The organism is Marivita geojedonensis (assembly GCF_002115805.1).
Lineage (GTDB): Bacteria > Pseudomonadota > Alphaproteobacteria > Rhodobacterales > Rhodobacteraceae > Marivita > Marivita geojedonensis.
On sequence record NZ_JFKC01000012.1, the window covers coordinates 32,947 to 47,100 of the forward strand.

Annotated in this window: 16 protein-coding genes; 4 read left to right on the forward strand and 12 right to left on the reverse strand. The window is 58.6% G+C overall.

Annotated elements, in window-relative coordinates; all coding sequences use genetic code 11:
- Positions 1-12: 12 nt before the first annotated feature.
- A complete protein-coding gene (gene pip, locus MGEO_RS12640; protein ID WP_085638190.1) occupies positions 13-984 on the reverse strand; it encodes a prolyl aminopeptidase in 972 nt (323 codons plus the stop codon).
- Between the two features lie 50 nt (positions 985-1,034).
- Between pip and ubiG the strand changes: the two genes are divergently transcribed.
- Positions 1,035-1,775 (forward strand): bifunctional 2-polyprenyl-6-hydroxyphenol methylase/3-demethylubiquinol 3-O-methyltransferase UbiG, encoded by a 741-nt coding sequence (ubiG, locus tag MGEO_RS12645; RefSeq protein WP_233139886.1) that lies wholly within the window; start codon positions 1,035-1,037, stop codon positions 1,773-1,775.
- A 32-nt stretch (positions 1,776-1,807) separates the two neighbouring features.
- On the opposite strand, the gene MGEO_RS12650 is transcribed toward ubiG, so the two are convergent.
- The 4 genes from MGEO_RS12650 to MGEO_RS12665 are packed head-to-tail and all read right to left on the reverse strand — an operon-like array spanning position 1,808 to position 4,077.
- On the reverse strand, positions 1,808-2,257 hold the full coding sequence (locus tag MGEO_RS12650; protein ID WP_085638196.1) for a MarR family winged helix-turn-helix transcriptional regulator: 450 nt from the start codon (positions 2,255-2,257) through the stop codon (positions 1,808-1,810).
- Complete coding sequence (locus tag MGEO_RS12655) at positions 2,254-3,087, reverse strand: carbon-nitrogen hydrolase family protein (RefSeq protein WP_085638199.1); 834 nt, start codon at positions 3,085-3,087, stop codon at positions 2,254-2,256. The genes MGEO_RS12650 and MGEO_RS12655 overlap by 4 nt, the downstream gene beginning before the upstream one ends.
- Positions 3,088-3,092: 5 nt before the next feature.
- Positions 3,093-3,350, reverse strand: coding sequence for a glutaredoxin 3 (grxC, locus tag MGEO_RS12660; RefSeq protein ID WP_085638202.1), 258 nt, complete (start codon positions 3,348-3,350; stop codon positions 3,093-3,095).
- Between the two features lie 31 nt (positions 3,351-3,381).
- Complete coding sequence (locus tag MGEO_RS12665; protein ID WP_233139888.1) at positions 3,382-4,077, reverse strand: ComF family protein; 696 nt, start codon at positions 4,075-4,077, stop codon at positions 3,382-3,384.
- Positions 4,078-4,124: 47 nt separating this feature from the next.
- On the opposite strand from MGEO_RS12665, the gene MGEO_RS12670 reads away from it, so the two are divergent.
- Together MGEO_RS12670 and hemH are read left to right on the forward strand one after the other, a co-directional pair.
- A complete protein-coding gene (locus MGEO_RS12670; RefSeq protein ID WP_085638208.1) occupies positions 4,125-4,946 on the forward strand; it encodes a methyltransferase domain-containing protein in 822 nt (273 codons plus the stop codon).
- Between the two features lie 56 nt (positions 4,947-5,002).
- Complete coding sequence (gene hemH / locus MGEO_RS12675) at positions 5,003-6,067, forward strand: ferrochelatase (protein WP_085638211.1); 1,065 nt, start codon at positions 5,003-5,005, stop codon at positions 6,065-6,067.
- Between the two features lie 79 nt (positions 6,068-6,146).
- On the opposite strand, the gene MGEO_RS12680 is transcribed toward hemH, so the two are convergent.
- Together MGEO_RS12680 and MGEO_RS12685 are read right to left on the reverse strand one after the other, a co-directional pair.
- Positions 6,147-6,338, reverse strand: a complete 192-nt coding sequence (locus tag MGEO_RS12680; RefSeq protein ID WP_085638214.1) for a ferrochelatase — start codon at positions 6,336-6,338, stop codon at positions 6,147-6,149.
- A 150-nt stretch (positions 6,339-6,488) separates the two neighbouring features.
- Positions 6,489-7,088, reverse strand: a complete 600-nt coding sequence (locus tag MGEO_RS12685) for a L,D-transpeptidase (protein WP_085638217.1) — start codon at positions 7,086-7,088, stop codon at positions 6,489-6,491.
- A gap of 172 nt (positions 7,089-7,260) precedes the next feature.
- Between MGEO_RS12685 and dalA the strand changes: the two genes are divergently transcribed.
- Positions 7,261-7,815: a divisome-associated lipoprotein DalA gene (gene dalA / locus MGEO_RS12690; protein WP_085638220.1), complete on the forward strand. Its 555-nt coding sequence runs from the start codon at positions 7,261-7,263 to the stop codon at positions 7,813-7,815.
- 56 nt (positions 7,816-7,871) lie between these two features.
- Here the strand turns inward: dalA and MGEO_RS12695 are convergent, their stop codons facing one another.
- The 5 genes from MGEO_RS12695 to MGEO_RS12715 all read right to left on the reverse strand — a co-directional run bounded on the left by MGEO_RS12695 (position 7,872) and on the right by MGEO_RS12715 (position 14,152).
- Positions 7,872-8,357 carry a L,D-transpeptidase family protein gene (locus MGEO_RS12695; protein ID WP_085638223.1) on the reverse strand — a complete coding sequence of 162 codons (486 nt, stop codon included), beginning with the start codon at positions 8,355-8,357 and terminating at the stop codon, positions 7,872-7,874.
- Positions 8,358-8,447: 90 nt separating this feature from the next.
- Complete coding sequence (locus MGEO_RS12700; protein ID WP_085638226.1) at positions 8,448-9,212, reverse strand: ion transporter; 765 nt, start codon at positions 9,210-9,212, stop codon at positions 8,448-8,450.
- A gap of 12 nt (positions 9,213-9,224) precedes the next feature.
- The gene (locus tag MGEO_RS12705) at positions 9,225-10,445 is read right to left on the reverse strand and encodes a class I SAM-dependent RNA methyltransferase (protein ID WP_085638229.1); all 1,221 of its coding nucleotides are present in this window, start codon (positions 10,443-10,445) and stop codon (positions 9,225-9,227) included.
- Between the two features lie 39 nt (positions 10,446-10,484).
- Positions 10,485-12,311, reverse strand: coding sequence for an ABC transporter ATP-binding protein (locus MGEO_RS12710; protein WP_085638232.1), 1,827 nt, complete (start codon positions 12,309-12,311; stop codon positions 10,485-10,487).
- Positions 12,308-14,152 carry an ABC transporter ATP-binding protein gene (locus MGEO_RS12715; protein ID WP_085638235.1) on the reverse strand — a complete coding sequence of 615 codons (1,845 nt, stop codon included), beginning with the start codon at positions 14,150-14,152 and terminating at the stop codon, positions 12,308-12,310. Before MGEO_RS12715 ends, MGEO_RS12710 begins: the two co-directional genes overlap by 4 nt.
- Positions 14,153-14,154: the final 2 nt, after the last annotated feature.

A 14,154-nucleotide genomic window follows, 5' to 3' on the forward strand; every position in this document is an offset into this window, starting at 1 on the left:
CGCTGACAAAAACTAAGATGTTGAAATTCCGTCCATAATTCGGATCAATTCCGCGCTGATCCCGGGCTCGGACAAGGCGTGACCCGCGTTGCGGACCATACGGAGGTCGCACTCCGGCCAGGCGCGCGCGAGCTCCCAGGCACGGACCGGTGGACAGATCATGTCATACCGGCCCTGAACGATCGCTCCGGGAATACCCGACAGTCGATCCATGTTGTTCAGGATCCAGCCGTCCTCTTCAAGGAACCCATTGTTAATGAAATAGTGGTTCTCAAGGCGGGCAAAGGCTCTTGCATAATCGCCGGGCGACTCTCCTCCCGAACCGCTGGAATGGACTGACGCAAGCGCATTTTCCCAAGAGGACCAAGCCCGCGCAAAGCGCGTTTCGGTTCGCAGGTCGCCGCAGAACAACCGTCGGTTATACGCACCGATCAGATCGTGGCGTTCATCCTCGGGGATCATGTCAACAAAACGCGCCCAGGTTTCCGGCCAGAATTGGCCGGCACCCCCGGCATAGAACCAATCCAGTTCGGCTTTGGTCATCGTGAAGACGCCGCGCAGAACTAGATGGCGAACCCGGTCCGGGTGGCTGATTCCGTAGATCAGGGCCAGTGTTGCCCCCCAGCTGCCACCAAAAACGATAAACCGGTCAATACCCAGCGTTTCACGGATCAATTCGATATCCGCCACCAGATCCCAGGTTGTGTTATTGGTAACGCTGGCATGAGGGCGTGACCGACCGCAGCCGCGTTGATCGAACAGAACCACCCGGAAAACGCGCGGATCGAAATAGCGGCGCATCGACGGGCTGCATCCGCCGCCGGGCCCACCATGCAGCACGATTACGGGAATTCCATTTTCCGCCCCGCATTGCTCGACATAAACACTATGCCCATCCCCAACCGACAGCATCCGCTGGTCGTAGGGATCAATAGGGGGATAAAGGTACTGCACTGCGCGCTTTTGGCTCGGGTATTTATCCATACCCAATCTATATTGGCAGTGAGCACGAAAAGACCATGGTGAAATCTCTCATGACCGCCCAGACGACCGTCGATCCGTCAGAAATCGCCAAGTTCGAGGCGATGGCCGCCGAATGGTGGGATCCGAATGGTAAGTTCAAACCGCTGCACATGCTGAACCCCTGCCGGTTGGATTACATCACGACACAGATCGCGGCAGAGTACGACAGAGACTTGGATCAACCAGAGCCGTTCAAAGGTCTGCGCATCCTCGACATCGGGTGCGGCGGCGGGCTTCTGTGCGAACCCATGGCACGTTTGGGTGCTACGGTGGTTGGAGTGGATGCCGCCGGCGGAAACATCCCCGTTGCACAGGCCCATGCCCGACACTCGGGACTCGAGATCGACTACCGTCATACAACTGCCGAAGCGCTGGCTGATGCTGGCGAGTCGTTCGATGTGGTCCTGAACATGGAGGTGGTCGAGCATGTCGCCGACCCACTGGCCTACCTGACCGCCTGCCAGCGCCTTCTGAGGGCCGGGGGCTTGCACCTCTGTTCGACGATCAACCGCAACGCCAAAAGCTTTGCGGCAGCTATTGTCGGCGCGGAATACATCATGCGCTGGTTGCCCAAAGGCACACATGACTGGGCCAAGTTCATAACTCCTGACGAACTGTACGATCTGCTGCGCAAAGCGGGGCTGGAACCGGTGGACAGAAAAGGCTTTCAGTTCAATCCGGTGTCGTGGCGGTGGAGTCTCTCGGACCGCGACTTGAGCGTGAACTACGTAACAGCGTCCCTTAAGCCTTAAGGGCTTCAACTCTGCGGCCGGAAAAGGGACACCTAACTCCGGCTCTCAGGCTCTTCCAACTTCACCCTCAGTTCCCGAAGCACCGGGATCGCCGCGCGCACCTTTGTGTCGCCCAACTCTTCGACCATCTCGTTGATCAGTGGCGTGATCGCCGCGATCGCTGCGTCCCGCGCCGACAAACCCGCTGGGCTGATTGACACCTGTTTGCGGCGTGCATCATCCCAATCGGGGCGGATATGCACATACCCTGCCGCCTCCAGCTTGCCCAAAGTGTTCGTCATTGCGCCACGGGTGACATGAAACGCCTTGGCGAGTTGCGCCGGCGTTTTCTCGGAACCGCCCCGTGCCAATTGATTCAGAACCGAGAAGTGCGAAATCTCCATCTTGTTCGGCAAGACTCTGGTCAACCGGTTCCGCAGCAGCTGATCCGCTGTCAGCAATTCACTGAAGAGTGAAATGGCAAGGGGGCTGCTGTCGTTCATGCGGGGCCGATGAAATCTCTATCATGCTGTAAAGATGGGATTTTATGACGCGCTTTTGCCACGTTGGACAGGTCCAGGTCAACCAGATGGACCCCGAATTCCGATCCTGCATCAAGGATCACCTCGCCCCAGGGCGAAACGGCAAGCGAATGCCCATACGTTGTGCGACTGCGACCCCGCGAAGCGGGATGCTGTCCACCCTGGGCCGGGGCCAGCACGTAGCATCCGGTTTCGATTGCCCGCGCGCGCAGCAGAGGTTCCCAGTGCATCGGGCCCGTTGCCGGAGAAAACGCTGCAGGCACCGTCAGAATTTCCGCCCCGGCCTGTGCGAGTTTGCGATAAAGATAGGCAAATCGAACGTCATAACAGACCGACATTCCGATCGCACCAAACGGAGAGGGTGCAACCACGGCCCGGCTGCCCGGCGCGAATCCTGCGGATTCCTTGTACGTCTCCGTCTCCGTCACCTGCACATCGAACATGTGCAGTTTGTCATAATACGCCGCGATCGATCCATCTGGCGCGATCAGGAAAGATCGGTTCAAGAACCTCTCTTCCGGCGGATCAGCCTTGAGCGCGAGCGACCCTATCAAAAGCCAGACACCCAGACGCGCAGCATCCTCGCGCAGGCCTTCGAGAGTCGGGTCATCAGACTGATGACGCAGAACGGTCTGCTGGTGTGTTCGGCTGCTGCTGACGCAGTTGGTCACTTCAGGCGTGAGAATCAGTCCTGCACCGTCTGACGCCGCACGACGTATCAGTTCTGATGTGACCCGCAGGTTCGTCTGCGGATCATCCGACGACGTGAGCTGAAGCAACGCCGCCCGCATAACGCTCACGCAGCAAGAAGCGGATCGAGCTTGCCCGCACGATCAAGCGCATAGAGGTCGTCACATCCGCCGATATGGGTATTGCCAATGAAAATCTGCGGCACGGTCCGACCACCGTTTGCACGCTGGATCATCTCGGGTTTGCGGCTGGGATCGGCCCAAACGTCGATCTCGGTGAACGTGACGCCTTTCTGGGTCAGCAGACGCTTGGCAGCATGGCAGAAACCGCAGAGAGGTGAGGTGTAGATTTCAATTGTTTGCATGGCATGTCCCCTGAAGGTGATTGTCGGGGATTTAAGCAGCCTTTGCAACGCGCGCCAGAACGGTGACATAAATCTCTCGGCACTGTGCGGTGTGACACGCCTGCGCTGCCGCAGAAAGCGTCGCGCCCGAGGTCATGACATCATCGATAAGCAGGACAGACCGGCCGTCAAGGACCTCAGACCGTTTCGGGTGAGCGATAATCGCATCCGACAGTTCCGAAAATCGCGCGTCTCGCGACTTGCCTTCAAGGGGGAGTGTTCTCCTTTGCCGGATCAGGGCATCAGGACAGAATTCCATCTCCAGTCGCAACGCGATGGCCTGAGCCAGCAGCGCAGACTGGTTGTACCGACGCTGCAGAAGGCGGGTCACGTGAAGCGGAACCGGCACCACGCAACACTCGGACGGCAGATCTTCGGGCAGCGCCCTTATCATCCAATCCGCCGCCGTACGCACAATGTCATGCCGATCCCCGTGTTTGAGACCCAACACCAGCCTGCGGGCCACGCCCTCATAGCGCAACGGTGCGCGCCCGCGTGACCATGGCCGCCCGATGCGCAGGCAGTCATCGCACTGGACAGGCCCTTCGGAAGAACCGGGTAGAGGCACCCCACAAAGATCGCAGACCAGCCCGGTGATGAAAGGCGTCTGTGCAAAACACTCGGCACAAAGACCGTTGTCCTGCTCGACCAGACCACCGCACGCGAGGCACCGCGGCGGGTACAGCATCCGCATCGCCGTTTGCAATCCTGTCCGCAGCATCCTATCTGCCGCTCATGTCCGATACTCCGATCCTGACCGACCGTTCTGCGCTGACCCGAAATCGGGCGCGCGCGCTTCGGAATCCGGCCCTGTTCCTGCACGACGAAGCCGTTGCGGATGTTCAGGATCGCCTGTCGCTGGTTAACAAAACCTTTCAGTCGCCCGCGATTGTGACACCATTTCCCGATGCGTGGCGAACGGCGTTTCCGGACGCAAATCTGCTGGCAGACGACGAAGTGCTGGACCTTGGCGTATCAGCCCATGATCTGGTCATTCACGCGATGGCGCTTCACTGGGCAAACGACCCGGTCGGCCAGCTTATTCAGTGTCGCAGAGCACTTAGACCTGACGGCTTGCTTCTCGTGGTGACACCAGGAGGGCAAACACTTCAGGAGCTTCGCGCCGCGCTTGGGCAGGCCGAAATCGAGATCACAGGCGGATTGTCTCCACGCGTTGCACCGATGGGAGAGATCCGCGATCTGGGAGCCTTGCTGCAACGCGCAGGGCTGGCGCTTCCTGTTGCGGACAGTGCCGTTCTCACCACAAGTTACCAAAGCCCGCTGCACCTGATGCACGATCTGCGTGCCATGGGCGAAACCAACGCGCTTTCCGCCCGGATGCGAACCACAACGCGCCGGGACGTCTTGATGCGGGCAATGCAGCTGTACGCAGACGCCTATTCCGATGAGAGCGGCAGAGTGGTTGCGACGTTCGAACTGATCACACTGACGGGCTGGGCACCGGATGCCTCCCAACCGCAGCCCCTGCGGCCTGGATCAGCCGCTCAGCGGCTCGCTGATGCACTGAACACGGTGGAAACGCCGCTGAAAGATTGACCTGACCCAGATAGAGGTTAGTTAGCCCGCTAAATGACTTTAAGGATGCAGGCCCGATGTTGGACGCGACCAAAACAGCTCAACGCCCGACCCACGCCCCGACGGATCACCCGAAGATCCCGGCAGAGCGTGTTGGGATTCTTCTGGCCAATCTTGGCACGCCCGATCACTACAGCTACTGGCCAATGCGCCGGTACCTCAACGAGTTTCTGTCCGACCGCCGGGTGATCGACTACAGCCCATGGCTCTGGCAGCCTTTGTTGCAGTTGATCATCCTGACCAAACGCCCATTCAGCTCGGGCGAGGCGTACAAGTCGATCTGGAACGAGGATCAGGGCGAAAGCCCGTTGATGACGATCACCAAGGATCAGACGGCAAAGATCACCAAGACAATGCAGGATCGTTATGGCGATCAGGTCATGGTCGATTTCTGCATGCGCTACGGCAATCCATCGACCAAATCCAAGGTCCGCGAGATGGTCGAGGCCGGATGCCGCAAGATCCTCTTCTTTCCGCTGTATCCGCATTACGCGGGCGCGACATCGGCCACGGCCAATGATCAGTTCTTCCGCGCGCTGATGGATGAAAAGTGGCAACCGACGGTGCGCACGGTCGACCCATACTACCAGCACCCGCTTTACATCGAGGCATTGGCCCAGTCGATCGAACGCGCCTATGCCAAGCTGGAAACCCGGCCCGATATCCTTGTCTGTTCCTATCACGGTGTGCCCAAGCGCTACCTGATGGAGGGCGACCCCTATCACTGCCAGTGTCAGAAGACGACGCGTCTGCTGAAGGAGCGGCTCGGATGGGAAGACACCGAGATCACCACCACCTTCCAGTCGAAATTCGGCCCCGAAGAATGGTTGAAGCCCTACACCGTTGAAGAGGTCGCGCGTCTGGCCGAGGAAGACGGCAAGAAGAACATCGCGGTCTGCGCACCCGCGTTCTCAGCCGACTGCATCGAGACGCTGGAAGAGATCAACGAAGAGATCAAGGAAAGCTTTGAAGAGGCGGGGGGTGAGCACTTCACCTACATCCCCTGCCTCAACGACGACGACGCGCATATCGCGGCTTTGTCGGCGGTGATCGAAGAGAACATGAACGGCTGGCTCGACTGATCGCAGTTGGGCCGTGTACCGAATACAAAAAAGGCGGTGCATCGGCACCGCCTTTTTCGTTTAGATAATCCGCTGTGGATTAGTCCGAAGCAGCAGCAGCCAGCAGGGCGATAACGACCAGCGGGATGATGAGACCAGCGGACGAGGAGCTTGCTGCGGCTTCTTCAACCACAACGACCGGCTCCATGACCACGTCGTCTTTTGCATAGGAACCAGCCATTGCTGTCGAAGCAGCACCTGCAAACGCAGCGGCGAGAACGAGTTTCTTCATGTTAACCTCCAGATAGTTCGCTAGTCGGTGCTCACAGATGTGACACGCGACAAGCACCCAAGACTTACCTCGTATGACTCTCTAAGCAGCTTATCGTGGCAATTGCAAACCTATCTTATCGCACAACTTTCCTGCTTGAGCGCCATGTCGTCAAATTAGCAACACCTGCGTGCCGACTTTCGCCAGCTCGTAAAGTTCTTCAATGTGCTCGTTGTAAAGACCGATGCACCCATTGGAGGAACGACGCCCGATCTTGCGCGTGTCGTGCGTTCCGTGAATGCGGTAGTAGGTCCAGCTGAGGTGCAGCGCACGTGTGCCAAGAGGGTTATCCGGACCCGGCGGAACGTAGTCCGGCCATTCAGGGTTTCTGATCTTCATCGACGGAGTCGGACGCCAGTCCGGCTCAGGGTCCTTGAGCACGACGCTGGTGCGACCGCGGCGGGTAAGATCCTCAGTCAGCGGCACAGAAGAGGGATACAGCCGATAGTTGCCGTTCTCTTCCCAGTAATGCAGAGCCCGCGAATCGATATCGACAAGGATCGCCCCATTGCTCAGGTTGCTGAAATACGGCTGCCAGTCCAACGTCCGGAAGCTCGAAATGTTGCGTCGCACGATCTGAGACAGATCACGTTCGATTTCGACGGTCGAACCATCATTGACGTCCTGCGCAACGGCGGGAGTCGCGATCAGCGCAGCGGATCCTGCAAGAAAACGACGCCGGTTCACGGGAAAACGCGGAGTGTTTGCCATGGCGATGGCCTCTTTATCAGCTTATTCCAGAAATTCTGCGCTTATCTATATTGCCTCAATGCCTCAGTCGCAATTCAAAGGAATGTCATATCGGCAAATCTCGGCTTTGTGTGTTTGAACCTTCGCATGACTGCGGCTAATGCCTATGAGGATGAAACTGGGGTGACCGATCATGAAGCGTTCGACTTTCCTTCTGGGTGCAGCTGCCATGGTGCTCACCGCCTGCGCCAGCGCGCCATCGCAATCTGCGCTTGGCCCGGACGGAAAACCCCTGCCGCGCGTTTATCGTATCCGGGCAGGAGATACCGGTCGTATCCAGTTCCGCATGCTCGACGCGATCAACGCATTGCGTCAGGCCTCAGGCGCTCCGGCTCTTGAACTGAATGCACGGCTGAACGCTGCCGCCGCCACCCATGCGCGCGACATGAGCGTTCAGAACCGGCCCTGGCATTTCGGTTCTGACGGGTCGTCTCCCATCACCCGGATTCAACGGGCGGGCTACAGTGGAAAACTCGTCGGTGAAGCCATTTCCGAGACATATGAAACTGAACTCGAAACGCTTGGCGCCTGGATGGAAGCACCGAACACGCGGACGGTGATCCTTGATCCGTCCGCGCGTGAAATGGGCTTCTCCTGGTATCAGGAATCAAACGGCAAGATCTGGTGGAACCTGATCCTCGGCTCTCCGGGCGAAACAGGGTTCATCCCGGTAAACGCACCGTCCTGATCTCCTCGCCATCACACGTTGCGACGCAACATACACTTTGATCTGCGGACACCTGATCACGGGTTGATCGTGATCGGCGTCCCATTCCGCACCATCGCATAGATTTCGCGCATTTCGCGGTTCGTTACCGCGATACAGCCCCACGTCCAGTCACGCCCACCCTTGCGGTACTTCCATGGCCGTCCGTGAATGAAAATGTCACCACCCGGTGATTTCCCCATCGTACTGGCGATCTCGATATCCCGCGGGCGCGGGTAGTCGATCCCAATGGACAGATAAAAACTGCTGTTGGGGTTGCGACGGTCGATCATGTATTCGCCTTCCGGCGTCCTGCCGTCCCCTTCGACCTGTTTGTGGCCAACCGGGGCGAAACCCAGCCCGATATCATAGCTTTTGAGAACGGCATCGTGATGTAACAGGTACATCTTGCGATCTGATTTCTGGACGACCACCCGTGTAACCTCGGGGCCATCATAGGTGGTAAATTTCCCACAGGCCGTCAGGCCCAGAAGAAGCGCGAGTAAGCAAAGAAGCCTGACCATTGGAAAACACACTGCCCGTTTTGTTTTGCAGGCAGTTTACCAGACTATGCGGCTCACGGGAAAACGAAACCGTGAGTAAGAACCGGCAGATTACCGCTGATCCAGACGCCTCTCGATCGCTTCAAGCCGCGCAAGGACCTGATCCCGGTAAGCGTCGGTTTTTTCGTTCGATTCCTCTGCATGAGCGTCCTGCATGGAATTGACGATCAGACCGACCAGCAGGTTCACCACGGCGAACGTGGTCACCATGATGAACGGCACAAAGAACGCCCACGCCCAGGGGAACACCTCCATAACCGGCCGGACGATACCCATCGACCATGATTCGAGCGTCATGATCTGGAACAGCGAATAGGCAGAGCGCCCGAGATCGCCAAACCATTCGGGAAAGGCATCGCCGAACAGCTTGGTCGCCATGACAGCACCGATGTAAAAGATCAGCGCCATCAGCAGAAATACGCTGCCCATACCCGGCAGCGCCGTGATGAACCCCTCAACCACACGTCGCAGGCGCGGTGTTGCAGAGACCACTCGCAGAACCCGCAGGATGCGCAGCGCCCGGAGTACCGAAAAGCCCTGTGTGGCGGGAACAAGCGCGATACCGACGATGAAAAAGTCGAACAGATTCCAGCCGCTTCGGAAGAATCGCCATCCATGCGCAAAAAGCTTCAGCGCAATTTCGACCACGAAGATGATCAGACACAAACTGTCCAGAGCAAGGATCATCGGACCGGCTGTCTCCATCACCCGGTCCGATGTTTCCATCCCGAGCAGGACAGCGTTGAAGAGGATCACTCCAACAATGAAATTTCCCACCCAGGTCTGATCCAGAAAACTGGCTACTTTGTTGCGCATTGCGCCGCCTCTTCACTTGTCCCGACGCAACAGCGCCACGAGTTCCACATGGGTCGACCAACGGAACTGATCAACCACCTGGACCCATTCAAGGTCATATCCCGCACGGATCAGTGTGGCAGTATCCCGCGCAAACGTCGCAGGGTTGCACGAAACATGCGCAATGCGGGGCACATGGGCCTTTGCCAGTTCGGCCGCCTGCGCCGCCGCGCCGGCACGCGGCGGGTCGATCACCACCGCATCAAAGCGGTCAATCTCTTCCGGCAGAAACGGATTGCGAAACAGGTCACGGACCTCGTATGTAATCCGCTTGAGGCCCTCGGCCCCGCGCCAGGCCTGATCCAATGCGCGGATCATGTCGCGATCTCCCTCGACCGCATGCACAGCGGCTTCCTCGGCCAGCGGAAGCGCAAAAGTGCCACAGCCCGAAAACAGGTCTGCGATCCGTTTTGCCCCACTTAGAGACTGCTTTACGGCCTGAACGAGGGCGTATTCACCGTCTTCGGTCGCCTGCAGAAAGGCACCGGGCGGCGGCGACATTTCGGCCTGGCCCAACTGGAGGATCGGCGCACGGCGCTGAAGGGCGATTTCGCCATCCCACGAGATGCGCGCAACGTCATACTCGCGTGCCAGGTCCGCAAGAGACTGGTGCAGTTCGATGTCCATCTCTTTCCCACCGCTCACCGAAACATCCAAACCTGTCACGGTCCGGGTCAGAAGAACCGACAATTCTCCCTTGCGTGATGCGCCAAGACTGCCCAGCGCTTCGACCATGGGAAGTGCGCCAACCAGGTCGGGGTGCAAAAGCTGGCAATTCGGAACCGCAATGATCGTGTCCGACGCCTTCATGTGAAATCCGGCCAGAGCGCCTTTCTTGGTACGGCGAACCGAAAATGTCGCTCGCCGCCGAGATCGGATCGGCGACGTGATTGGCTCGGGCAGATCAATCGCAATGCCCTGAGCCGCAAGCGCTTGGCGTACGACGTCCCGCTTCCACTCCGACACGAAACTGTCAGACGCATGTTGCAACTGGCAACCGCCACACGATTTCGCGTGAGAGCACGGAGGTTTGACCCGGTCCTCGGACGGGGTGACGATCTTGGGGTCGCGCAGTTGGTCTCCATCCAGCGTCCCGCTGACCACCTCACCCGGCAGAGTTCCCGCAACATAGATGGGCCCATCGGCGATGCCGTCACCCAAATGGCCAAGTCGTTTGATCGCCACATCTGTCATGTCGCGGCTTGTGCCTCAGCCAAACGCTCCGGTCGAGAGCTATTCCGCCGCCTGCGCGCCGATAAAGCCGCCGGACTGCCTGTCCCAGTAGCGGGCGTAGAGCCCACCTTTGGCAAGCAAGGCGTCGTGCGTCCCGACCTCGGCGATATGTCCCTGATCCATGACAACGATCCGGTCCATGCTGGCGATGGTGGACAACCGGTGTGCGATGGCCAGAACCGTTTTGCCATCCATGACCCGTTCCAAGGCAGACTGGATCTGTGCTTCGACCTCTGAGTCGAGAGCACTGGTTGCTTCGTCCAGTACAAGGATCGGCGCGTCCTTGAGAATTGCGCGTGCCAGCGCGATGCGCTGCCGCTGCCCACCAGAGAGCTTTACCCCACGCTCTCCCAAATGCGCGTCATAACCGGTGCGCCCCAGATGATCCTCAAGATCCTTGATGAACTCGTGTGCCTCGGCCTTTCGCGCTGCGGCAATCACCTCGTCCTTGCTTGCATCCGGTCGACCATATCGAATGTTATCGAGCGCCGAACGATTGAACATCGCCGTTTCCTGCGTGACCATGCCAATCTGCCGACGCAAGCTTTCCTGCGTCACGTCGGACACGTTCTGACCATCGATGCGAATAGTGCCTTTTTCGGCGTCATAGAGCCGCAAAAGAAGCGAAACGAGCGTGGATTTGCCCGCGCCCGACGCCCCAACTATGGCAAGTTTTTCGCCAGGATGGATGGTCAAAGAAATGTCTTCGACCCCCCCTTTCTTTTTCCCGTAGGCAAAGCTGACGCAATCAAGCCTGACCTCTCCCCGACTGACTTTCAGGTCGGTCGCTCCGGTCCTGTCGACCAATGTGTGATCCGGCGTCAGCGTGCGCATCCCGTCTTCGACTTCACCAACATTCGAATAGAGGCTCATGAGCGTAAAGCTGACCCATCCTGTCATCTGGGCCAGCCTAAGGCTGATGGCCCCTGTCGCCGCAATGTCGCCTGCGGAAATCAGACCAAGAGACCAGTACCACAACGCACCGCCCACAAGCAGAACAGGAAGGATCCCGGCCAGAGCCATAAGCCAAAACCGAAAAGCAACCGAAACCGCGCTGAAATCGAGGAACCGCTTGCGGTACTCGCTCATTGCGCCCAGCGCAGCGCGGTCTTCGAAACCCTGATGTGCAAAAAGCTTGACCGTCTTGATGTTGGTCACGGTATCGACGACCTGACCTGTCACCATCGCCCGCGCCCCGGCCCGGGCTTTGGACCGCTTGCGTATGCGCGGCATGAAAAACCGGATCAGGAACCCGTAGGCGATCATCCAGACACCCAGGCCGGCCGCAATCCGCCAGTCCACAGTGCCCAGCAACAGGATCGCCCCCACAACGGAAGCAACAGCAAACAAAACGGTATGGACCACTTCGGTCACAACGTCGTTCAGCGCACGCGCGGTCTGCATTTCCTTCTGCGCGATGCGGCCCGCGAAATCATTGTCGAAAAACGTAACCGACTGACCCAGCGTGTAGCGATGGATGCGCGACAGAACGAGGTTCATGATGTTCGGTTGCATCATGATGTTCTGCGAATAGGCGGACAGGCCCATCACGATGGGTCGGAACAAAAGAAAGAAGATCAGACACAGGATCAGCAGCCCCGAGCTGTCGCTGAACACGGTCGCCGAATCCGCATCCAGCGCGGAATCGATCACCCGCCCCAGCAGGATCGCAGCCACAACCTCTGCTACACCCCCAAGGACTGACAGGATGCCCGCCAGCCACAGAACCGGACCGCTGTCCTTCAACGCCCACCGGAAAAACGCGCCCAGCGTCTTTGGCGGCGGGCCATCAGCTTCGGCAAAGGGATCGATCCGGAACAGTTTCACTCGGCAGCCTCGGTCTCTGTTGCGATAAACCCACCAGACTGGCGAGCCCAGAACCCTGCATATAGCCCGCCCTGCGCCAAAAGCGCGTCGTGCGCGCCTTCTTCGACGATCCGGCCCTGATCCATCACCAGGATCCGGTCCATATGCGCAATGGTCGACAGGCGGTGCGCAATGGCGATCACGGTCTTGCCCTCCATCATCCCGTAAAGCGTGTCCTGAATCGCCGCCTCGACCTCGGAATCCAGCGCGCTTGTTGCTTCATCCAAAAGCAGGATCGGCGCATCCTTGAGGATAACGCGTGCCAGCGTCACCCGTTGCCTCTGACCGCCAGAAAGCTTTACGCCCCGTTCCCCGACCTGTGCATCATAACCGGTTCGACCCTGCGGATCCTGTAGGTTCAGTATGAACTCATGGGCCTGTGCCTGACGCGTCGCCGCGATCATTTCCGCCTCACTGGCATCCGGCCGCCCGTAAAGAATATTCTCGCGTACGGATCGGTGCAGCAGCGAACTGTCCTGCTGCACCATTCCAATGGCCATGCGCAGACTGTCCTGTGTCACCCTGGTGATATCCTGACCATCGATCAGGATGCGCCCGCTTTCCGGATCATAAAACCGCAACAGAAGCTTCACGAGAGTCGATTTTCCAGCCCCGGAGCGTCCAATAAGGCCAACTTTTTCTCCCGGTTGTATGGTCAGGCTGATTGCGTCCAGCCCGCCCGTTTCGCGGCCATAATGGTGTGATAGAGACTGAATCTCGATCTTCCCCTGTGTAAGCGCCAAAGGTTTTGCCATCGGCTCGTCCACAAGAGTTATCGGTTGCGCGATGGTTTCCATTCCTTCGGCGACAACACCGAGCTGGCGGAAAAACGACGTGAGCGCCCACATGATCCAACCGGTCATTGCATTGAGCCGGAGCGTCAGCGCAGTCGCCGCCGCCACCACACCCACGCTTGCCTGACCCTGCATCCAAAGCCAAAGCGCCCAACCCACAACGGACACGATCAGCAACCCGTTCAGCGTGACAAGCACCACGTCCATGATCGTGAACAGCCGCATTTCGTATTGGAACGTACGGCGGGTGTTCTCGATGGCGTCCCGCGCATAGTCCAACTCCGCATCATTGTGCGCGAACATCTTGACCGAATGGATATTGGTGTAACTGTCTACAACCCGGCCAGTCACCTCGGACCGCGCGTCCGATGCCGCCTGAGAAGCAGGCCCGACCCGCTTTACCGTCCAGACGACCAGCATCCCGTACAGGATGAGCCATCCAATCAGCGGGATCGCAAGTCGCGCATCCGCCTGTCCAAGCAGCACCAGCGCTCCGACGACGTAAGCCAGCGAAAAGGTAATTGCGTCGAAGACCTGAAACACGGCCTCGCCCGCTGCGGGAGGCGTCTGCATGATGCGGTTCGCTATGCGGCCCGCAAAATCGTTCTCGAACCATCCCACCGACTGCCGCAACACATGCTTGTACGCACGCCAACGGATCAGCGTCCCGAAATTTGGTAGAATCGTGTTGTTGAGCAGCAGAACATCCAGAGCCTGCAGGGCAGGCCTGATCAGCAGGATGAACACCGCCAAACCAACGAGCCATCCTCCGTAGGCGTCCCATACTGCTTCCGGGTCTCCGGCAAGGATATCGACAACCCAGCCCATCGCCCAGATCAGACCGATCTCGATTGTCGCAACAATGACTGACATGATCGTCGCGTAGACGAAGATCCGTTTGAACGGCTGCGCATAGTCGAGCAGGAACGGCAGCAGCCGAGAAGGCGGCGTGTCCTTCTCGTCATAAGGACCATAGGGATCGACCAGATTTTCAAAGAAGCGGAACACCG

Bases quoted from the DNA above. Each gene is read 5' to 3' on its own strand.
- pip (WP_085638190.1), bottom strand. From the start codon at position 984: ATGGATAAATACCCGAGCCAAAAGCGCGCAGTGCAGTACCTTTATCCC.
- ubiG (WP_233139886.1), top strand. From the start codon at position 1,035: ATGACCGCCCAGACGACCGTCGATCCGTCAGAAATCGCCAAGTTCGAG.
- MGEO_RS12650 (WP_085638196.1), bottom strand. From the start codon at position 2,257: ATGAACGACAGCAGCCCCCTTGCCATTTCACTCTTCAGTGAATTGCTG.
- MGEO_RS12655 (WP_085638199.1), bottom strand. From the start codon at position 3,087: ATGCGGGCGGCGTTGCTTCAGCTCACGTCGTCGGATGATCCGCAGACG.
- grxC (WP_085638202.1), bottom strand. From the start codon at position 3,350: ATGCAAACAATTGAAATCTACACCTCACCTCTCTGCGGTTTCTGCCAT.
- MGEO_RS12665 (WP_233139888.1), bottom strand. From the start codon at position 4,077: ATGCTGTACCCGCCGCGGTGCCTCGCGTGCGGTGGTCTGGTCGAGCAG.
- MGEO_RS12670 (WP_085638208.1), top strand. From the start codon at position 4,125: ATGTCCGATACTCCGATCCTGACCGACCGTTCTGCGCTGACCCGAAAT.
- hemH (WP_085638211.1), top strand. From the start codon at position 5,003: ATGTTGGACGCGACCAAAACAGCTCAACGCCCGACCCACGCCCCGACG.
- MGEO_RS12680 (WP_085638214.1), bottom strand. From the start codon at position 6,338: ATGAAGAAACTCGTTCTCGCCGCTGCGTTTGCAGGTGCTGCTTCGACA.
- MGEO_RS12685 (WP_085638217.1), bottom strand. From the start codon at position 7,088: ATGGCAAACACTCCGCGTTTTCCCGTGAACCGGCGTCGTTTTCTTGCA.
- dalA (WP_085638220.1), top strand. From the start codon at position 7,261: ATGAAGCGTTCGACTTTCCTTCTGGGTGCAGCTGCCATGGTGCTCACC.
- MGEO_RS12695 (WP_085638223.1), bottom strand. From the start codon at position 8,357: ATGGTCAGGCTTCTTTGCTTACTCGCGCTTCTTCTGGGCCTGACGGCC.
- MGEO_RS12700 (WP_085638226.1), bottom strand. From the start codon at position 9,212: ATGCGCAACAAAGTAGCCAGTTTTCTGGATCAGACCTGGGTGGGAAAT.
- MGEO_RS12705 (WP_085638229.1), bottom strand. From the start codon at position 10,445: ATGACAGATGTGGCGATCAAACGACTTGGCCATTTGGGTGACGGCATC.